Here is a 19,950-nt window from a genome sequence, read left to right as displayed (position 1 = left end):
TATATAAAACAAAAAATCCGCCCCTGTATATAAAGCTAAACAGGGACGGATTGAATCCGCGGTACCACCCATATTCCGTAATCTTTCTCACGGCACTTGGTAAACGAAACGGATAACGGCCATTGACCGGTTCACCCTACAAAGTAATTTCAGGTAAACTTCTCGGAGATGATTTTCAACTTAAATATGTCATCGCTTTTCCAGCTAACAGCGACTCTCTATAGACAGGGATTATAGCCTACTCTTCTCGTCATAAAATAACGTAATAAATAGTTTTCCAATATAATACAACGAATGCATTGCTTTTGTCAAAGAAAATTCTGTAAATTATAATTATAATCTTTATTAAAAGGAACTACTGCTCTTTGAGAATTAAGGCTAATATGAGGTACTTTATAGAATTTTTATACACTTATGAAATTAATTAATTTCACCCGATTTTGGAAGAGTACTTACATAAATAGAATACTTGATTTTGCTAGTTCTCCTGACTATTGAATAAAAGATCTTTAAAATATGACATCAATTAAATCAATTCGACTTTGGCTTAAATCTATTTGTATTCTTTCAAATGACTCACAATTCACATGGTGTTTTTTCGTATAAGATTGAAGTTTTATTAGTGCTTGCTCTATGATATACAGCCCTCAGGCATTACCATGAAGTCTTTTTCACTACCTTCTGTTATCATTTTAACCAATTTCTTAAGATTCTTTGAAACATTAAGTGTTGGTTTAAACTGGCCTAGAGCAATATTAGTTCTCATTAATATCTCCCATGATATAAGTTTATTTTCTATTTACATATTCCTCAATAAACCCTTTATCAATATCATTTAATTTACTAGGCAAATTATCCGCAGTGAAATACTTCATATCTTTTGACTCGTTATAATCTATCTTCAAATCCCCACTGACATCATTGGTATAATAAACAGCTGTTGCCGAATATAATTCGTCCCCATTTGGAACTTTTAAGTAATATTTTGAACCAGAGTACACATTAAGTAATTTTAGATTTGCAACTGCTAATCCTGTTTCTTCAAAAACTTCTCTTTTCGCCACTTCTTCAAAACTTTCCCCCAAATCCATTAAACCACCTGGCAATCCCCAATTTCCATTTAGTCTTTTTTGCAATAATATCTCATTTTGTTCATTTAAAATGATAACAACAGATCCAGGTAAAATAACTGGTCTCTGGCCCACGTACTGCCTTAAATATTTAAAGTATTCCACAATCTTTTTCCCCTTTATATCATTAAATTTCGTTAAATCGCCCAAATGAAAAGTAGCACTACTTCTTGTTCCATGATTGCTCCAATTTAATGGAAGAACGTTCTTGGATATCTATGCTGCACAACTATTCAAGAAAAGCTCCATTTAACTGAATAACATTTAATGAAAATTAAACAAGTTATATACTACCACTTTTTCAGCTATATTCTCATTATTAGTGTTGGTGGAATACCAACCTCTTACTTTTTGACCTTTTTTTAAATCTTCAAAGCTGTTTACAAAGAGGGCTTTTGGACCGAAGCCTGATATTTTGGTTTCATCTGTAATTTTCACTTCTAAAAGCATATACGAAGCATCAGGTTCAACTTTAAGAACAGTTAGCACTAAAGTATCTCCTTTTACTTCTTCTATTTTTTTCTTTTCATCAAAATTACTGTATCTAATAAAATCGATAGCATTCCAAACTACAATTACTACTATAATTGATAGAATAGCCGATTTAAGTAATTTCAAAAAAGCCCTCCTTTCTCTCGAATAAAGACTAATAACTTTGTTAAAGAATCCTGCCCTTTTGCTTAATACCAATTATTTCAAATATTAGGCATTTACTCAAGATATATTTTTCCAAAAAAAAGAAGCTTACCTGGTTGCCGGATAAGCTCCTTGTAGCTGAAGATTAACAAGTAAATCTAATCCAGCTATTATCCTTTATGATTATCAGCAAACTCGTGCGAGCAAACACCCTCGGAAGTTTTTGTCTTACTTCAAAGGATATCTGCATGCAAGGGGAGTTAGTTACAAAAAGATCACTATAAATAGAAATTTATCCGAATCAAAGTAAGCGTCAAATAGCCCACACCTTCTCCATCAAATGAATTTTAAAATTTCTCATAATAAATTTTTGAAAGTTCCCTCCAAGCAAAAAGGATCTGGAAGCTTACTTTCAGATCCTTTTTGCTTGGAGGCTTTGAATTCCTTTATTTTCACATCAAACCCATATGAATTTTTCAGTGGTAACTAATTATTAATTCGTTTGTTAACTTCAATCGCAATGAACTCCGGCAAATAATTGGGAGTACATCCTTTTGATACCATTTCATCTTTGTAAAGACCCGTTTTCTCACCAAGTTTAATACAACGTGCTCGATACTTTTCATCATAAACGCCTATCCAGCCTGCGGTGAAATTCATAGCCCATTGAACTTCCGGTTCTTCCTGCGTAATATTAGATTCAATTGCAGATAGTAAGTCTGCGGTGTTATCAGGCGGTGTTTGTCCAGTCCATCTCAAACGCCCTTGAAAATACCAGAAAGCTCGCCTTTGAAGAGCAGAAGGACTATTTTCCCATAACTTCATCAATGCAATGTTCTTCTTGTCTTTGGTGAGCTGATTAGCCATTAACCAATCCATTATATTTTTTCGCTCATCAAATGTGTGAGTCTGCATATCCTTATCAAGCTTATTTAGTACATCTTGTGAAAGAAGTTTTTTGTCCATAATTAAGATTGCCAATAGTCTAGGCAAAAACTCTCCGGTGGACCAAAGTTCCATAGCTAGTTCGTGATCTTTTTTAATGTCCTTCGCGATTTTTCGTAAGTCGCCTAGCTTAGTTTTATTATTGATCAGAGGTAGAATGTTTTCTGCTTTTGTTGAGCGTTTTATTTCTGTGCTTTTATTTTTATTCATTTGACACAACTCCTTATTAAAGCACTGTTTCATAATATGTCATTGGCGGGATATATCAAATTAAATTTTCGTTATAAGTCTTATTGCATACAATTGTACCATAACAATGTACAAGGAGTGATCCATTTCACCGTTACTTATGGTACGGGGTACGGTTCCCTACTACTGGTGATAAACTACATCTTCAACAATCTGATCCTTTAATGGAATATAGAGAATAATACAGCTCTCACAAATTTGTTAATACTTTTGTGTCAATTTACAAGAATGTTATGACTTTTGTGCCGAAAAGAATGACACAAAAGTCATTGTTGCTACAATTATATCACCCGATTGCTGAAGACTGTTCTGCACGTCTATGCTTTCTTGATAATGAAGAAACAATCCTATCTTGCTTATTTCTACTTCACTAATTTAAAACAGAAGCTTCACATAAAGAAATTATTACAATTAAGCCAAAGGTATACACCGCAACTAGAACGTCTCATTCAATTTCTGAATCTTTGAGTGGGAGATTAAATATACATTTCCAAAAATGTCGACTTTGTCTCCCTTTGTACGTACAGCGCAATCTTTGTTTGAAGCATAAATATTCATTTCTTCCGATAAGGGAGACAGTTCACTTTGAACCAGGGCAATGTTATTTTCAAGATCAAAGTGAGACAGGACAGAAAAATCGTCAAGACCGATTCCGTCGTAAACAGAGCTTACTTCATCTCCAAAGTTTTTCGAGCATAACCATTTAGCGGACATATTGATAGCACCAGCGCTTGCTCCCATAACAACGGCTTTGCTTTTTCTAATCAAATCAGACAATTCATATTCCATTAAAAAATCTTTTTGTTTAAGAATGCTTCCACCCAACAAGAAAATGACTGAAGCATTTCGAATTAACGTTTGTGCTTCTTCCTTGTGAATCCGAAAATTAATTAAATGATATTCATCAAATATAATGCCTGCCTGGTCAAGCCACGAACGCTCAGTAGCACCATCATCTTCATAAAGAATAGGATTCGAGCTAATCATAACAAGCGATTTTCTATCAGTAATATCCTGCTGTAAAATTCTGACCAAATTCTCTGGAAAAAAGTTGTTAAACCAACCTAAATAATAGTGAATATTCATATGTTTCCCCCGTTATTACTCATTCTGTTTTCTTATCACCCATACAATATTCTCAATAACGCCCTATTTTAATATATGGACGCAAGCGTTTATTAGGGTATTGCGTCAGATAGCTATAGATCCAATTTGATATTATTAGTTAATGAAACAGAATTATTCTCTTTTATCGAAACCTAGATGAACAGAGTCTGCAATCATTTCATAGCCAATTTCCCTATAAATCTTATTTGATGTCGGATTCATCAAATCTGTGTACAGGACGCAAAAGTTGAAGTCTTTAAGTAGTTCTCTTGATACTGCCGTAACAAGAGTTCGAGCATATCCTTTTTTGCGTTCTTCCTTTGGAGTAAAAACCAAACCAACGGTTACACCGTTCTTTGTAGGACGTGACTTCTTCATCATAGATACGATTTTTCCTTTATCCTCCCATATAAAAACCTCTTGTTCCTTTAGAAACATTGCTACACGTTTTTTTACTTGTTCGATTGGCGATATCGGCAGTCCGGCATCATTTTCGAATGAGTTGAACCACTTCTCGATAAGTGCAGAATCACTTTCTTCCGCATAACGCCAAGAACCGGGACTATGTTCAAGAGTTTCATGGACCCTATTTAAACGATACAATCCCTGATCCATAAGCAGTTGATGAGCCTTACCGGTTTTAATTTCCCATTTCTCCGCGACTTTGTATGCCCACTCTTTCAAACTGATGATTGAACGAAAGTCTATTTCAAGTTCGACTATAACTTTTATGAAGAAATCTATCAATTCTTCTAAACGGTTTTCATCAACAAAAATAAGATTTAACGGATGCGGGGGTGTCATTTGGAAAAAGGCTAACACATTTCCATCTTCCTCAATTGTTGCCATAAATGGATTCTCATAGTTACCAGCTTTAATTGCTTGCAGGACACCGTAAAAAAGACTGAATACATCTTCCTTTTCCAATAAAAACGACTCTATTTTTCTCTCAAAATCATGAGCATTATCATAAACTATAAATTTCATTTTCAACATCCTTTGAATTGTTTCTAAATCTTCAGGATACATATGTATTAAACTATCTAATTCTGATAAAGACTTCCAAGCGGCTTCAATAATTGTTTTGTCAGGGTCATTTATCCCTATGCTCTCCCCTATTTTTTCTACTTTAAAGTAATGAGTATTTACCTTTATTTCGTTTATTTCAGTCTCTTTGACAAACAAAACCTCAACAATTCTAACATCATATCCTGTTTCTTCTTTCACTTCTCTTATGCAACATTCCTCAGGTGTCTCTCCTTTTTCAATTCCTCCAGATGGAACACTCCACCCCATAGAATCATTACTTCTTACCATAAGAACTTCTTTATTTTCGTTGAAACAAATCGCTGCAGAACCATACCATTCTTTAATAGAAATCGCTCCCAAATTCTTTTTTCATACCTCAACTGTTATATACCTTTTCAAAATTTCTTTCCTTTACTTATTACGAATTATTCCATAATCTGAAAAATATCTACAAAAGTTATTCTTCTTTCAGGCAAAATTAAAATGAACACTGATCCTAGGCTTTTGATAGCGTCCTTTACTTGTTCATTGCAGCTTGTTCATGAATCAAATAGAGCTTCCAGTAAAGAAATGTTGTCCCATAATCCTTCTAGTTGGTAACTGTCAACTGCCCAATGCAGACGATTCCATTTGTCATTAAAGTTGTAATAGGTCAGCTCCCATTCTAGTACCAATTTAATATGGGGTGATCAGGCCTCTTTTGTGGGGATTTCCAGCTGAAGGTCGCGGGGTTCTCTTTGGTAGATTTTCTGGTTGATTTCTTTAGCGAGCACACAACCCATTTCCTGGTAGAATTTCTGTGTATCTACAGATGGATGTGCACCTATGTAGAGTTTGGTGGCTCCCATTTCTTTTGCTGTTTGAAGAGATTTCTGGAAAAGCTTCTTTCCTAATCCTTGCCCTCTTAGCTCTCTAGATACGTGAATGTAGGAAAGCTCCAAGTAGACGTCCTTTTTGCCAAAGCGCTCTGGTTCTAAAACTGCGAATCCTATAAGCATCCCGGCACGCCGAGCTCCGATCACCGCCCCTCCTGCTGCAGCGGTTCTCCTTAAATCTGCACTTATTTTCTGCTTTTTCCCCTCATCCCAGTCGTCGATGAACTCATCCTTCATTACGGTAATTTCTTCACCATCTTGTACAAATACATGAGTCGTTTTCTGATATCTATTAAAGTCCTGTAAAAGCGTATCCATAATATCTTCCTCAGCCATCCTGTTAATTGCTATTTCGGTATTCGCTCCCATGGATTCCATCCCTCTTTTTCTTTATAAATAACTTGGAACCCGCCAAAACGACTGCGCTACATAAAGGAAAAATCCATTTTAGGCTATCCAATTACACTCCATAGATACCGTCCCGCAACAAGAATGTACCACCTACTTAAACTCGCATTAGGCTTATGATTTAGAGAAATACTTCTCTTTAAAAGCTGGACTTAACTCGCTCCACACATCAAATTTATTTCCATCAAGATCTTCAAAGACAAAATTTCTACCTGCATGACCTCTGTCTTCAATCTCTCCTACCTTTATATCCTTCTGTGTAAAGTCAAGATGTATCTTCTCTAAAGCATCCATTCCGTTCACTTCAAAAGTTAGAGAAAAACGCTCAGAACCATGAATATCTATAAAGTTCGAAGTTTGGTTCTGAGCTGCTCTAACAAGAAAAATGCTTTGTTCTGCCAAATTTAATATCGCCTTTTCCCCATCCCGGAAATTCAACTCAGCACCAAGGTTCCTTACATACCATTCAGCTGATTTTTCTACGTTGGTAACGGGTATATAGGTTGTTCCTACTCTCCATAATTTTTCCTGCATAATAATTTCTCCCCACTTTCTTATTCTATTGTATCCAATAATTCTACTTCCACATTTTCAGGATTCTCCCAAGATTTAAAAATCTCAATATGCCATTTATCTGTTAATCTCGTATAACCATATTGTAAAGCCCATTTATGTAGTTCTTCATAAGCGTTGAAAATCTCTTTATTAGAGCCGTTATACCTTGCAGCTGCATATCTTTGAGAAGGAATCGTTAAAGCTACCATATCAGCTAGAATATCCTCAAATTGCTCTACTTGAAAGCCTACCCAATACCCATCTTAGGTTTCTAATCGGGGAATATTCATGAAATTCATTACACTTCGCTTTAGTTGTTCATCAAGTATATAAAGTTTTTCTTCATTGGTTTCAGCTTTTTCTAATGCAGCATCTTAAATGATTATTTCGGTTTATATGGTCAGTAAATTGAGTTGACGCACTTCCAGCAGGAAACAATTTATCTAAATTCCAGAATTGTCGATACTTTGTTACTTTCATTTGTACCCCATATGAATTTATGTAACGAAATAAACGAACGTTCATTCTTATTCTATCATACTATGGGAAATTATAGGAGCTTAATCATTTTAAATAATTTTAAAAATCTATAAATTATGAGGCGAATATATGATAAGACAAGCTCAAAAAGCCAACCCATTTTACAATGAGTTAGCTATAAATTGATCTGTCAAATACCCGGAATAATTGAATATCTAAGTAAATTCTTTTAGCAGTTTATTAAAATCTTAGTTGTCTTAGCGCTGAACTTTTAATATAAGTACGAAAAATATTAAATAAATTCAAATATCTTTATATCCACAGAAACTAATTAGCCTACTTCTTCTATTAAGTCCCAAAGTCTTATTTTATATGCTTCTGCATTTTCTAAAAAAGGTAACTCTTCGCCCATACCAGTGCCAATTTCACCATCAAAAATAAACTATGAAATATAGCGAGTTCCCTCAACCGCAACATTCCGAAGCTTAGCAAGCATTGGAAGACGCAGTGCTTGCTCCTGCGCCTTTCCTTATTACCTGATTCTTATTCAAATTTTATATTATCAATAAATAGTCTACCTGCAAAATCGCTTTCTGTGTCTGCAAAAATTAGAATCATATTACGTAATACTATATCATTTGAAACATTTCCAAAATTAATTTTCACTTCATAATGGTATAATCCTTCATCTGTAATGGTTGCTGAATTTAAAGCTTCAAAATCTATTGTGAAAGTTCCGCCTTGTGCCCAGTATCCTGCAGCAGGCGGCTGGAAAACAAGATTAATTGACATCGCTCCTTCGGTGGCACGAACTGGGTCGATATAAAGATCAAATGCAACTTTATCATTATCTCCCCGCACTAAATTATCTTTCCAAAATTCTAGACGTGGAGCAGATGCCCAACCATCACCTGGTTTTACTACCGGATAGGCAAATTCAAAGGAGAGTGCATCAGAATCATTTGCTTCTTCGATTGTTAGCGCAGTTTTAACACCTGATTCAGGATTCCAGTCCCAGCCTTGTCGTGTTCCATCTTCAAAATCAGAAGGGAGTGTCGCAGTGCCTTTTGGATCATGAATTACTGGAATATCAATTATAGCACCAGAAACTCTAATATTATCAAGAGATATTACGTCAGCTCCGTCAGTACCTACAAAAAGAACAATATTTTTTAATTCATTATCGTTTTCATGCATTCCAATAACTTCAAGTCCTGGTGCATCATCTTTTGTAATAGTTAAGACAGCTTTATAACCATCTTTATATGGCTCAAAGTCTTCTTCAGTTACTATAACTGCGTTTGCAGGGTTCGTCCACCACCCATTAGCATCACCTTGTGGAATTGCCGCAATGGATACAGTTGCTGGTGCGTCCACAATAACATCTATTTTCAACTCGTCGGCACCTAAAATATTTGCAGAACCACTCCAAGCATTTGCAGAAATCCGAAGGTTAGCCCAAAAGTTCCCCTCTGATATATCATTACTCGCATTTAAACCGGAAACTTCCAGTGAGTTTTCTGAATTAATTACCGAAATTCCGTCTTTAATTGGACTATCAACATTTAAACCAAATCCCTGTGTTGTTCCATCGTTAAAATCCCAAATAACCTCGGAATATCTCGTACGGTCAAATGGTTCATAAGAAATCCCTTTAATACGAGCACGTACATATTCTCCGGAAACACTTAATTCGTTAGGTGCCCATACTTGATCATCACCTGGATCGAGATTGGTGGCATCAGACTTACCAAGCTGAAAAGGAGTGAATGAGCCAGAGGTTTCATTTTTATTTGTCAATGACCAGTTAGCCCAGCTAATATTATTTTCATTTAAGTAATTTAGCCAAACATCCGTCTCCTCTAGGTAGGGTCCGCCATCTCCACTTGCTTGACTGGTTCCCCATTCTGTCGCAAAAACAGCTGCACCATTTTCCATAGCATATCTAGCATTAGCCATCACATTTCCCCTGTCAGCACTTGGTGTGCCAGCTGGATAGCTTACATCAGAAGGTGCGTGCGTACCAGTGTAAAAATGTACCGAATACATTATATTCTTAGCCTTAATTGGATTGTCGGCAGCTAAATCAGGGCGCTGGCTCCAGTTAGGGTTTCCAACAAGAATGATGTTGTCTCCTCTTTTACGTAACATTTTTACAATAGGATCCGCATATTCTTTAACTGCTTCCCAACCGGCTTCATCATTTGTAATACCGGGGCCACCACTGTTATTTGGGCTAGGCTCATTTGCTAATTCCCATATAATATAATGATTTTTCGGGTGGTCTTTATAATAATCCGCGAGTTCTTTAAAGAAATCATAGGCACCAGAATAAACATCTGCTCTAGGGTCACCTGGTGCATGGACATGCCAGTCCACGATGACATACATATCATTTTCAAATGCAAGTTCAATTCCTTCATATACTAAATCCTTTACTTCTGGATTAGTAGCATAGCCGTTTTCACCAACATACATAGCTAAACGAATCATATTAGATTCCCAATCATTAGAAAGTGCCGCAAAAGCATTGTTATTAACGATTTCGCCGAACCATTGTAAACCATGCGTACTCATCCCACGAAGTTGAATTGGATCTCCGTTCGAATCACAAAGAGTCTTTTGGGGTTTACCGGCATGATTAGGCTTGCCTGGTTTTCCAGCATGATTAGGCTTGCCAGAAGTTCCAGCATGATCAGGTTTTCCCGGGGCTTTATTACAAAGCTGCAAAGCACCAGCCTCGGATGGTTTTTTAACAGCACTATTTCCAAGTAAATGTGTAAAATCAGATTCCGCCGCTTCGCTAACTGGTGGGGAAATAGAAACTACCAATAACAATATTAGTAGAAACATCAACCCATTACTAAATGCTTTTTTGATCATTTGCTTTTTCAATGTAAATCCTCCTTTATTTGTTTTAATTTCGATTTAATATTTTTTAGATTATTATAAATAACAACGAAAGCGCTTTCGTTTTGTTGCAAATTAATGACCTAAGTACATGAATAGCGACAAAATTTCACTGAATATTTTGAAAAATAAATCCGCAATTTTCTATAATATATAAGATAATACTATAAAACACCTCCATGTATTGAAAAGTGTCTTTCGATGTTACTGAAAAAATATTACTATTAATCGTAGCTCAGTTTTTCGAAAGCGCTTTCTTTTTCTTCTAAAAAGAGAGCGCTTTTGAAATCACAAAGTGAAAAAGCGATTATTTTTATTATAATGTGTAAAGAAGAAACTGGCAATAAAAATAGAAAGCGCTTTCCTGATTATGTCTTTAGTACTAGATTATATATTCGTATAACTTGATCAGTATAACCATCGGCTCCCTCCTACAATTTATTATTCTAATAAATTTACTTTTTGCAAGGTTTTTATATACAATTAATCCTTTTGAAGACCTTATACCGTCTTACATTTCCCAGGTTCATACTTCTAACATAACACTCAAGTTCGTAGAGAGGAAAATTAGAGCTGCTTAGCTTATGAAAAATTCATTATAGTGGTTCATGTATTATTCAAACATCCTTACTTAAAAAACTCACTTTATCCAACTTGGAATAAAGTCCCCAAAATATGTACCTATTTTCTTTACTTCATTCATGATTCGATTAATACCAACTTCTGATAAATACCAGTTTTCCTTTGTTATTCCAAACCTATCCACGCAAGGCGAGACAAGAAACTCACAATCTTGTGGAAATGCAGCTTGATAGCATAATAGGGCTCGCCGTGCATGCCCTGCTTTACAAACTATAATTGCTTTTTTCGGGGTTATACCTTTGCTAAGCAGAACTTCCAGCGAAAAACGTGCATTTTCTAATGTATGTTGAGCTTTGTCTTCTTTTAATATCGCATCTTCAGGTATTCCATTTTCTATACCGATATTTCGTAAATACTCCCACTCGGTAGTCCCAACATGTGGTTTATGTCCACCAGATGGAAGTACGTAAGGAGCTAACCCTTGTTTATACAAGTCAGCAGCCATTTCCATTAGTTCTGGATGATTAGCACCAGGAACCAAGATTATATCTGCTAGAGCAACTTTTGTTTCAACAAATATAAATTCAGTAATACAATCAAACGGATTAGACATCTGTATAATCACCTCTTAACGTTTCTCTCTATTTAAACTCAGGATCTAGCTGTAATGTGCGAAAAACTTTTGAATCCACTGGAGCTTCTTAAACCTGAATTTCCAGATTTTTTTTGAAGTAGCTTTTACAATAAGGAAATGAGGACTTGTCATAAGATAGTGATATGTTTTTTCCTTCACTTCTTTCATCTTTCGTGGGGTTGGGGTTCAATAAGCTTGCTAAGAGAGAAATGTTGAGTTGTTTCATTTACAATGCTTTGCATGGACCTTCTGTAAAAGCTGACATCAATTGTAATATTAGGTTTACTCCAAGTTTCTGATAAAAGTTGGGTTTGAAAGTAATCTTTACAATTGTGTCTTGTATAGTCCATAAAAGGGTGATGAACCGAGAATAAAAAGATGCCGCCTGCTTTCAAAGTGCGGTTGAATTCTTGAAAGGTGGATGTCCATCCTTTTAGATAATGTAGTGTAAGTGAACTTATAATTATATCAAAGGAATCATCCTTAAATGGAAGGGGTTCTTGGAGATCATGACAAAGGAATGTTGCATCTTCCCCTAAACGAAGCTTTGCAGCCTTCACCATTTCAGGACTAATGTCTAAACCAGTAACTTCCGCTCCTCCCTGCAATAATTGAGAAGAATACCATCCAGCAGAACAACCCGCATCAAGCACCTTTTTCCCGTTTAAATTAGCTGACAAAGCCGTCATCATAGCCGGGCGTTCATAATATGCGTATAAGGACTCCCCTCGTCAACATCGTGAAGATATGTATTAGCTAATTTATTATAAATTTCTCTAGTAGGAAGACTCATTTTATTCACCCTTCAAGGAAATGATTTAAAATATATTCTTAAATAAGAGTTCGTATTTATAATGGAACCTCTTTTTGTCTCCGTAAAGACTAAACCAATATCTTACTAAATCCTTTTAATTAAACTAATATATTATCTATTCAATTTATAAGATTGATCCCTAACTACTACAGTTTCAGGTACAAAGCGTATCAAGACACTTTTTGGATCTTGGTTTCTAAATCTAGGATCCCAGTCCTTGTCGTTTGAACCTAAATATTTTGAAAGCAATCGTTTTGCTAAATCTAAGTTAAATGGTTCCGCGGTTGCTTTTCCTCTAAAACCAGCATGCAATACCTTTCCTATAGAAGGATCAAAATCAACAACACCGATAGCACAATTGGGAGTTTTTTCTATCCTTATCGGAAAAGTATCTCCGGGAGTTCCTATAATCCAAAGGAACTTATTCTCCCAAAGAAACCACACCGGAGAATCCCTTGGTCCTTCTGATGAAGCCGTTGAAAGATGTGCAAAAAAAGGTTTCGTTAAAAATTCTTCTAAATCAAAGCTACGGTTACCTGTTATAATATCCACTTTTTTCACTCCAATATTTCAAATCAGCATACTTTGGTTTTCACAGCCTACCATTAAAATATCAACATAGTAACCTATTATTGAGCTTTTAATTTGACAATACGTTCACTTATAAACCCGACTAATAACCCAACAGCAATTGGTAATAGAGCTATCTCAGTGTGTTCAAGTGAGATTTTAAATATTAGAAAATCTATATCAGCTATATAGCCTATTAAATATAGTAATACCATCGTACCAAATGAAGTCATTAACGGGATCCAAAAGGATTTACTCATAATCTTAACCTCCTATTCTTGCTTTGATTTTTCAAAGTCAGAAGATCATTGTCTGGCTCAGCAAATTACCTTTGACTATAACCTTTTTAGAATTCTATATAAAAAGGTTGTGAGTCTTCATTTAAACTGTATTCAATTCTTTGTCTGAAATTCATATAAGTAACCATTTCTAAAGCTTGCTCAATAGGATAGAACCCAACTTCCAAACTTTCTGGTGAAGTTGTTAATATACCTCCAACAGGATTAGCTAAGAACAACGTATTACATATTGAATGGTTGACGTTTTGGATGATTCCACAAAATTTTATAACCTCGATATCAATACCTGTTTCTTCTTTAGTTTCCCTTATTGCTGCATCTTTCAATGACTCTCCTTCTTCTACTTGCCCACCTGGCATTTCCCAACCTCTTCTAGGACCCTTGATTAGTAAAATTTCTTTTTGTTCATTAATTACAATAGTCGCTGCTGACACTATATGTTTTGGTGGTGAATAAATATTCTTTACGCTTTGTTCCAATTGACTTCCCCATTTCTATAAACTTTATCTGTTGGCTAAATTATTAATCTCGTCTTATCTTAAATGTAAAAAACAAAATAATTATTTATTGGTGAATAATTTAAGGGAAATCCGATGAAATAATATGTCATTAAAACATACTTTAGTAACTTTCTACTCTACTACTTCAATCTTCTGTGCATGTGCTTGAACCGGATATGAATCGTTAATACCACCCTCTATCCAAACCTTTACTTTTTTCCCTACCTTCAAATTACTAGTAGATTCATAACTTAGGTAAATCAACGAAATTCTTTCTTCATCTAGTTCTTGAAATGTTTTTTCACTAATTTCTTCATATTCACTCCATGTTATGTTTTCAGCAACTAATATTCTTCCTTCTTCAACCTCAAGTATATAACCTTCTATCTTCATACTAGAATCTAATGTTTCTCCATCAATTAGTGTACATCCTACAGCAAAAACAAATGCAATTAATAATAAAAGGAGAGCGCGAATCCAATTAACGTTCATTGACTATCTTATATATACCTTTCCGGTCGCGGAGCTCACATCCATTTTTCTCGAAGATTCTAATCATATAGGAATTGTTAACGTCGGTGCTGCCGACATAATAGTTGGCCTGAAATTGCTTGAGTAATCCCATACTGATGTTGTGGATACTTGCCCCCAGTCCTTGCCCTCTTAGGTCAGGGACGATACCGAAATAAAATAATCTTCCTTCATCTTCTGTTCCTATTTCAATATGAGGAATACTTATCCCTATTAAATTTTCATCTTTCTTAAAATAATAACAATGCCGATGCCAATCCGCCCCCAATTCATTTCTAATCGAGTTCATTACTTGGTCAATAGGTTGTTTTGTATTCTTATTGGCAGACCCTGATCGGCAAAGCTCGTATAATTTTTCATATTCTTTTTCACTTAACATTTCTTCCGAAAGAGAATGCCAAACAAGTAGATTATCTGTTTCCGGCAAATTCTCCAGAATTTTTGTATACTCAACGATACTTGAAATCTTGCTAAACATTTTTAGGTGCAGCCAATCTTCAAAGCTTTCATCCATAAGTAATGATAAATAGCCAATTCCCTGATGGTTCCAATCTCCCAGAATTTCTTCCAATTGACGAAAATATAATTCTTCTGGAACATGATCCCTTTTGATTTGGTCAACTAACCAATATTCATTTTGATTTTTAATGATATTAAATAAATTCAAGTTGCTTCACCTCTTAATTTATACCTTTATCTGAATCAGGTGATCCACTCAATCACCTCTCATATTACTAGTTATTTTCTTGTTACAGCATCGATCTCATAAAATAAATATGTACTACGAATATTCAGTTTATTAAATCTCTAGAAGTATCTTCTCTGCTTGCTTAATGCTTTCCTTTAAATATCCTGGCACGTCTGTACCAGCTAGAATCTCTGAGGTTGTCATCCACCTAATATCATCAACCTCTTCACTGCTTTTAGGATAAGGCTCTCCCGACTTATACTCACATAGAAAAACAACATCTATCACATTTATTCCTGTGTCAGTAACAAAGGATGAACTATTTACGTATCTAAGACCTGTAACTTCGCATCCTACTTCCTCAAAAATCTCTCTTATTAAGGTTCTTTCTAAAATATCTGATGAAAAACCTTCAAGTTCACATTTTCCACCGACCAATGAAAGTGTTCCTCCTGCATGCTCTTCCTTTTCGCTTCTTAAGATTAAAAGCCATTGTCCGTTTCGTTGAATGGCACCCTCAACATTAACCACAAACATTAAATGATCCCCCTTTAGATATTAGATACATTATTCATAGCTCAAAAATTCACAATAAAGCTAATACCAAAAATGACTACAAGAACCGCTCCCTTGAAGCAAGTGATCCTTTATTTTCTGGTGCAAGAGGATCTTTGAATTTATTACTTAACGAAGAACATCTCTTACTTTACTGGACTATGCTACCTTCTTTTCCAATATGTATCTTAATACCAATTATTTCATAATCAAATAATTCTAACAATATTTTATTTATCTATACGCCTATAAAAAGAAAATGAGCGCTAATCCTTGTTAAAGGGTAGCGCAGTTTGTGTCGCAAAATGTCAAATGACCTTAATTACTCCAATTGGTCGATATAGTGAAAAAGTTGTTTATAAACTTAAAAGTTGGATGATCAAATATTAACTCGGATTAAATAATTCTTATGTGAATGATAAATAAGTCCATGTAAAATTTTACCCACGATATCATAGATTTTTCTCCTCCATAACAGCAACGGTACATATGACCTATAATCACTCTCCTATTAAAGAAGATCTCAGTTATATTAGTTGGTGAAAAATCTGTGCTGGTATACAATAGTTTGGAAAGGGTGTGGAACTATGGCTATTATTTTACCTCACATTGAAGATTCTGATCGAACATTATATTTGCCACCTAAAGGCGAGTTTGAAACTTTTACAGACGAATCCCACTATCAAGACAAAGTTAGAGAGTGGGGGTTATCCACTACAAAAGAAGTGAAAAAACAATTTTGGTATAAGGATGCTACATACCAGCGACTTGTCTCTATTAAGGGTTATGAGGTGTACGGAAAAGAGAATGATCTCTACACGATTGTCATTGAATTTCAAGATGGTAATTTAAGTTGCATTCATCCTGCGTATTTAAAGGAAATGCAGTCACCTAATTTCGGTAAAGCAATACCTGCTTCATCTGACAAGGAAGAAACACTTGCTGCTGTTTCCGTAGAAAAGAAACAACCTACAGTAGCTCCTTCAAAGAATGAAATGAAAAAAGCCTTTAAACAGGATAAAAAGGCGCCTAAGAAAGAGAAAGTGGATAAAGAAAAAAATGAAAAACTAGATTTACCGTTAGATAAGGTGCATTTTACTGCTACTGTTAAGCAACTAGCTTTAAGCTGGAATCATTTTAATGAAGAAAATGACGAAGTAGTTGTATTAGAGAATGTAATCATTGATCAGGATAATCCTATAAATGTGGGTCTTGCGTGGTGCTCTCATTCGAAAACGTTAAAAAAGTTCGAATTAACACCAGGTGAGAAGCTTGAATTTGACGGGAAAATTGTTAAAAAGAAACTACCTAAAGGTAAAGAGATTGAAGAGGAATTTGTCATTGAAGATTCCGTTCTATACAAGGTTAATAATCCTTCTAAAATTAAGAAAAGCTGAGTTCATCTATACTCGGCATTATAGTATCAAACTATTCCATACAAATAAACAATTAATACGCTCGTTTATTTGTATGGAGATTATGCTGTAGCCCTTTATTTAATAACCCTTTTCAAAATCCACTTTGTTAATCAAGGGTTCGTTATTCTCGATGTTTTTTAAAGTGTTGCTAAAACAGTGTACAGCCTCTTTCAGTGCAGTTACAGCTGAGATATGAGGAGTAATGGTAACATCCCTTCTCCCCCATAACGAAGAACTTTCCGGTAGCGGTTCAACAGCTACCACATCTAGAACGGCGCAACGAACTTTTTTTGTATCCAAAGCTTGAATTAAGGCAGCCTCATCCACTGTTGCTCCCCTACCAACATTGATAAAACCAGCATTATTCAGGTTAGTAAAGAATTCACTGTTAAAATAATTGGTCGTCTTTTTAGTTAATGGTAAGGTGCTTATAACCCAATCTGCTTCACTGACCAAAGAATTTGCTTCTGTGCTTTCAGACACTTTATGAAAATAGTCTTTTGATCTACCACTTTGGGAAACACCATAAACAGCAGCGCCGAAACTGCTAAAAGTTTTTGCGATTTCTTGACCGATCTCTCCTGTACCATAAATAACAATAGTCTGATCTCGAATCATCTTTGGTGTTTTGGGTTCCCACTTCTTCTCCCACTGATTTTTTTGAAATTTATGATGATATTGAAGTTCTTTAAGTATATAGCTTAAGCAGTATTCACTGATCTTTTGGCCAAAATTGCATACCGTCCGGGTTAGTAAAATGTTATTCTCTTTCCACCCTTTTACCTCAAGATAGTTATTAACCCCTGCATTAAAGGAATGTACCCATGATAGATTTGAAAGATTAAAGTTTTGACATGGTCTGGAACCCACGTAAGCATCTGCCCATGCAAAGTCAGCGCTTGTAATATCTTCTATACGCAAAAAACGGAAATTTTGTTGCAAGTGATGGTGATCTAGTAGATACTTCATGAACTCATCTTCCCTAACACCTGCTATAAGTATATTTTTAATTTTTCTCAATGAGACAACCTCCATATGTATATCTCTACCTATTTCATTGCTCCTTGTTCCCTATCCTGAAAACTTCAAGTAAAAGCATAACGTAATAGGAATATGGTTAAAATCTTAGCATAAAGTCCAATACTTAAAAAGGTAAATGAAAGGATGATCAGCTTGGTAGGTAAAGAACACAAAAAAAATAATGTCTTATATATAACAAATTCCACGTATGACGAAATGTATTCCTCTACCATTAAAGATAAATCGGGGAGAAATGTACTACAACAACATAATGAAACAACGCTTAATTTAGAAACGGATAAAAAATAATATTGATAAGGCATGCTTGTTTTATGGGTCCCATAGTTAAAAACAGTAAAAAACTCTCTACAACTGATGTAGAGAGTAAGTGAAGTACTTTGCAAACGAGCTTACTTAACTGAAGGTGGAGTGTTATGCAAGCTAGGTGGAGCGGGTGATAATACCGGTTTATTGCCCCAGGCACCAGGCATGGAAAGATACTTGAATTGTGATAGACTATCAATCGATGGCCCTTTTGCCCAACGCCCTTTACTACTTTCTTCACCTTCTGATAAAGCAATAAAGGTATGAGAAACTTCTTTCTTTTCTTTTTCAAAAGGAAACGTGCTTGGAACAATCACACCTTCTTGGGCCTCTAATTCTTTTATTGCAGCAAGCCACTGGTTTTGATGCATGCGGTCCCTTGCGATAAGGAAAGAGAGCATATCTTTGACACCACGGTCGTTCGTTTGTTCATAAAGTCTCACTGCCTGTAGTCTTCCTTGGCTTTCAGCAGTTAAGTTTGCGCGAAAATCTGCTAATAGATTTCCACTTGCTATTGTATAGCCTCCATTCCATGGTACTCCTACACTATTAACGGGTAATGCGCCTAATCCTGAAACAATGGCATATTGAGGATTCATTCCCCCCATTATGGCTGCTAATACAGGATTTTGAGCCGCTTCTTCTTGTGCTGTTACTGGAGCATTTTCTAAAAGCCTCGCAATCATCGTAGCCAACATTTCAATATGTGCTAATTCTTCTGTTCCAGTGTCCATCAATAGATCTCGGTATTTATCATGCTTTCTTGTGGCCCATCCTTGAAATAAGTATTGAACAGCAACGGTAATTTCTCCGAATTGCCCTCCTAATATTTCTTGAAGTTTGGTGGCAAATACCGGATCTGGTCTGTCAGGCTTGGCTTCATACTGCAATTCTTTAATATGAAAAAACAAAAGCTCCATCCTCCTTTTTTACCCATACTTCTATATGTATATGGGGGAGGAAAAGATTAATTACTTTTTCCGTTGGAATGCTGAATTAATACCGCAATTTAAAAACTATTCTTACATTTCAGAAAAAACCAATGGGAAATCAGAACTATCCTTTTGAATCCTAGAATTTAAAAGGATAGTTCTGGTTTTCGTTAGACAAAAATATTTTAGGCCTAAAGCCTTTTCATGTATATTATATTTTTCAAGCAGGGAGCACTTCATATGCCAGTTTTTTTATGATATCTTCATGCTCTGGGAACTGTATTAAAAGATCATCCTGTGTTAACAGCTCAAAGTCTTCGAATTCGAAACCAGGTGATACCATACAGCCAACTAGAGAGAATGCATCAGATTCTTCCACTGTAGAGCCGAAAATTGCATTTTTAGGTACTATCGCTTGTGGGACTTCCCCTTTTTCCAGGTTCAGTCCTAGTTTGTACTTCCTATACTCCCCATTTTCATGAATAACATGAACGGTAAACGAGCTCCCCCCATGATAATACCAAACCTCGTCAGATTTTAGCCGGTGAAAGTGTGAGATGTTTTTATCTGTTAATAAGAAATAAATGCTTGAATAAAGTCTTCTTGTTCCATTAAATCTTACGCTTAACTCTTTGTCAGTTATGCGTTCTTCAGAAAGGAACGTTTGCTTATAAAATCCTCCTTCTGGATGTGGTTTAAGGTCTAGCTTTGTTATCCATACTTCCATGTCATGAAGAGTCAAATTAAACATCCTTTCAA

General features: G+C 35.4%; 19 protein-coding genes, 4 pseudogenes and 1 other annotated feature. Of the genes and pseudogenes, 2 read left to right on the top strand and 21 right to left on the bottom strand.

Annotation, left to right across the window (positions count from 1 at the left end; translation table 11 throughout):
- Nucleotides 1-38: 38 nt before the first annotated feature.
- Nucleotides 39-263 (bottom strand) — a binding site (T-box leader).
- A gap of 525 nt (nt 264-788) precedes the next feature.
- Entirely contained in the window at nt 789-1,235 is a 447-nt protein-coding gene (locus K9B36_RS00650) for an NUDIX hydrolase (RefSeq protein ID WP_223700019.1), read from the bottom strand.
- Nucleotides 1,236-1,394: 159 nt separating this feature from the next.
- The gene (locus tag K9B36_RS00645) at nt 1,395-1,748 is read right to left on the bottom strand and encodes a hypothetical protein (protein WP_223700018.1); all 354 of its coding nucleotides are present in this window, start codon (nt 1,746-1,748) and stop codon (nt 1,395-1,397) included.
- 181 nt (nt 1,749-1,929) lie between these two features.
- Here K9B36_RS00645 and K9B36_RS17025 point away from each other — a divergent pair.
- Nucleotides 1,930-2,025 (top strand): annotated as a pseudogene (locus tag K9B36_RS17025) (hypothetical protein); the annotation flags it as partial.
- Nucleotides 2,026-2,252: 227 nt separating this feature from the next.
- On the opposite strand, the gene K9B36_RS00635 reads toward K9B36_RS17025, so the two are convergent.
- The 16 genes and pseudogenes from K9B36_RS00635 to K9B36_RS00565 all read right to left on the bottom strand — a co-directional run bounded on the left by K9B36_RS00635 (nt 2,253) and on the right by K9B36_RS00565 (nt 15,479).
- Nucleotides 2,253-2,921, bottom strand: a complete 669-nt coding sequence (locus K9B36_RS00635) for a DNA alkylation repair protein (RefSeq protein WP_223700017.1) — start codon at nt 2,919-2,921, stop codon at nt 2,253-2,255.
- Between the two features lie 474 nt (nt 2,922-3,395).
- On the bottom strand, nt 3,396-4,046 hold the full coding sequence (locus K9B36_RS00630; RefSeq protein ID WP_223700016.1) for a Type 1 glutamine amidotransferase-like domain-containing protein: 651 nt from the start codon (nt 4,044-4,046) through the stop codon (nt 3,396-3,398).
- 153 nt (nt 4,047-4,199) lie between these two features.
- Nucleotides 4,200-4,682: a GNAT family N-acetyltransferase gene (locus K9B36_RS17020; RefSeq protein ID WP_399201365.1), complete on the bottom strand. Its 483-nt coding sequence runs from the start codon at nt 4,680-4,682 to the stop codon at nt 4,200-4,202.
- Between the two features lie 366 nt (nt 4,683-5,048).
- A pseudogene (locus tag K9B36_RS16935) lies at nt 5,049-5,441 on the bottom strand (NUDIX hydrolase); the annotation flags it as partial.
- Nucleotides 5,442-5,785: 344 nt separating this feature from the next.
- Nucleotides 5,786-6,340 carry a GNAT family N-acetyltransferase gene (locus K9B36_RS00620; protein ID WP_223700014.1) on the bottom strand — a complete coding sequence of 185 codons (555 nt, stop codon included), beginning with the start codon at nt 6,338-6,340 and terminating at the stop codon, nt 5,786-5,788.
- A 153-nt stretch (nt 6,341-6,493) separates the two neighbouring features.
- The gene (locus K9B36_RS00615) at nt 6,494-6,913 is read right to left on the bottom strand and encodes a VOC family protein (RefSeq protein WP_223700013.1); all 420 of its coding nucleotides are present in this window, start codon (nt 6,911-6,913) and stop codon (nt 6,494-6,496) included.
- Nucleotides 6,914-6,933: 20 nt separating this feature from the next.
- Nucleotides 6,934-7,179, bottom strand: a pseudogene (locus K9B36_RS00610) (GyrI-like domain-containing protein); the annotation flags it as partial.
- 778 nt (nt 7,180-7,957) lie between these two features.
- Complete coding sequence (locus tag K9B36_RS00605; RefSeq protein ID WP_223700012.1) at nt 7,958-10,309, bottom strand: carbohydrate-binding domain-containing protein; 2,352 nt, start codon at nt 10,307-10,309, stop codon at nt 7,958-7,960.
- A 655-nt stretch (nt 10,310-10,964) separates the two neighbouring features.
- Nucleotides 10,965-11,519, bottom strand: coding sequence for a YdcF family protein (locus K9B36_RS00600; protein ID WP_223700011.1), 555 nt, complete (start codon nt 11,517-11,519; stop codon nt 10,965-10,967).
- Between the two features lie 111 nt (nt 11,520-11,630).
- A pseudogene (locus K9B36_RS00595) lies at nt 11,631-12,333 on the bottom strand (class I SAM-dependent methyltransferase); the annotation flags it as partial.
- Between the two features lie 132 nt (nt 12,334-12,465).
- A complete protein-coding gene (locus tag K9B36_RS00590; RefSeq protein WP_223700008.1) occupies nt 12,466-12,906 on the bottom strand; it encodes a pyridoxamine 5'-phosphate oxidase family protein in 441 nt (146 codons plus the stop codon).
- A 77-nt stretch (nt 12,907-12,983) separates the two neighbouring features.
- The gene (locus tag K9B36_RS00585; RefSeq protein WP_223700006.1) at nt 12,984-13,184 is read right to left on the bottom strand and encodes an ATPase; all 201 of its coding nucleotides are present in this window, start codon (nt 13,182-13,184) and stop codon (nt 12,984-12,986) included.
- An 86-nt stretch (nt 13,185-13,270) separates the two neighbouring features.
- Nucleotides 13,271-13,702, bottom strand: coding sequence for an NUDIX hydrolase (locus K9B36_RS00580; protein WP_223700004.1), 432 nt, complete (start codon nt 13,700-13,702; stop codon nt 13,271-13,273).
- 153 nt (nt 13,703-13,855) lie between these two features.
- Entirely contained in the window at nt 13,856-14,215 is a 360-nt protein-coding gene (locus K9B36_RS00575) for a YobA family protein (protein ID WP_223700002.1), read from the bottom strand.
- On the bottom strand, nt 14,205-14,921 hold the full coding sequence (locus tag K9B36_RS00570; RefSeq protein ID WP_223700001.1) for a GNAT family N-acetyltransferase: 717 nt from the start codon (nt 14,919-14,921) through the stop codon (nt 14,205-14,207). Before K9B36_RS00570 ends, K9B36_RS00575 begins: the two co-directional genes overlap by 11 nt.
- A 132-nt stretch (nt 14,922-15,053) precedes the next feature.
- Nucleotides 15,054-15,479, bottom strand: coding sequence for an NUDIX hydrolase (locus tag K9B36_RS00565; protein ID WP_223700000.1), 426 nt, complete (start codon nt 15,477-15,479; stop codon nt 15,054-15,056).
- Between the two features lie 605 nt (nt 15,480-16,084).
- On the opposite strand from K9B36_RS00565, the gene K9B36_RS00560 reads away from it, so the two are divergent.
- Complete coding sequence (locus K9B36_RS00560) at nt 16,085-16,894, top strand: hypothetical protein (protein WP_223699999.1); 810 nt, start codon at nt 16,085-16,087, stop codon at nt 16,892-16,894.
- A 99-nt stretch (nt 16,895-16,993) separates the two neighbouring features.
- Here the strand turns inward: K9B36_RS00560 and K9B36_RS00555 are convergent, their stop codons facing one another.
- The 3 genes from K9B36_RS00555 to K9B36_RS00545 form a co-directional block, all read right to left on the bottom strand.
- Entirely contained in the window at nt 16,994-17,884 is an 891-nt protein-coding gene (locus K9B36_RS00555; RefSeq protein WP_223700962.1) for a D-2-hydroxyacid dehydrogenase, read from the bottom strand.
- A 461-nt stretch (nt 17,885-18,345) separates the two neighbouring features.
- Nucleotides 18,346-19,170: a manganese catalase family protein gene (locus K9B36_RS00550; RefSeq protein ID WP_223699998.1), complete on the bottom strand. Its 825-nt coding sequence runs from the start codon at nt 19,168-19,170 to the stop codon at nt 18,346-18,348.
- A 241-nt stretch (nt 19,171-19,411) separates the two neighbouring features.
- A complete protein-coding gene (locus K9B36_RS00545) occupies nt 19,412-19,942 on the bottom strand; it encodes a cupin domain-containing protein (protein WP_399201173.1) in 531 nt (176 codons plus the stop codon).
- Between the last annotated feature and the right edge of the window lie 8 nt (nt 19,943-19,950).

It is taken from the genome of Sutcliffiella deserti (assembly GCF_020037475.1).
GTDB classification, from domain to species: domain Bacteria; phylum Bacillota; class Bacilli; order Bacillales; family Bacillaceae_I; genus Sutcliffiella_A; species Sutcliffiella_A deserti.
The sequence above is the reverse complement of the archived record's forward strand: the minus strand, read 5'-3'. Positions and strand labels throughout refer to the sequence as shown.

Coding starts and splice junctions, on each gene's coding strand:
- K9B36_RS00635 (WP_223700017.1), bottom strand. CDS start 2,921: ATGAATAAAAATAAAAGCACAGAAATAAAACGCTCAACAAAAGCAGAA.
- K9B36_RS00630 (WP_223700016.1), bottom strand. CDS start 4,046: ATGAATATTCACTATTATTTAGGTTGGTTTAACAACTTTTTTCCAGAG.
- K9B36_RS17020 (WP_399201365.1), bottom strand. CDS start 4,682: ATGGATCAGGGATTGTATCGTTTAAATAGGGTCCATGAAACTCTTGAA.
- K9B36_RS00620 (WP_223700014.1), bottom strand. CDS start 6,340: ATGGGAGCGAATACCGAAATAGCAATTAACAGGATGGCTGAGGAAGAT.
- K9B36_RS00615 (WP_223700013.1), bottom strand. CDS start 6,913: ATGCAGGAAAAATTATGGAGAGTAGGAACAACCTATATACCCGTTACC.
- K9B36_RS00600 (WP_223700011.1), bottom strand. CDS start 11,519: ATGTCTAATCCGTTTGATTGTATTACTGAATTTATATTTGTTGAAACA.
- K9B36_RS00585 (WP_223700006.1), bottom strand. CDS start 13,184: ATGAGTAAATCCTTTTGGATCCCGTTAATGACTTCATTTGGTACGATG.
- K9B36_RS00575 (WP_223700002.1), bottom strand. CDS start 14,215: ATGAACGTTAATTGGATTCGCGCTCTCCTTTTATTATTAATTGCATTT.
- K9B36_RS00565 (WP_223700000.1), bottom strand. CDS start 15,479: ATGTTTGTGGTTAATGTTGAGGGTGCCATTCAACGAAACGGACAATGG.
- K9B36_RS00560 (WP_223699999.1), top strand. CDS start 16,085: ATGGCTATTATTTTACCTCACATTGAAGATTCTGATCGAACATTATAT.
- K9B36_RS00555 (WP_223700962.1), bottom strand. CDS start 17,884: ATGAAGTATCTACTAGATCACCATCACTTGCAACAAAATTTCCGTTTT.
- K9B36_RS00545 (WP_399201173.1), bottom strand. CDS start 19,942: ATGTTTAATTTGACTCTTCATGACATGGAAGTATGGATAACAAAGCTA.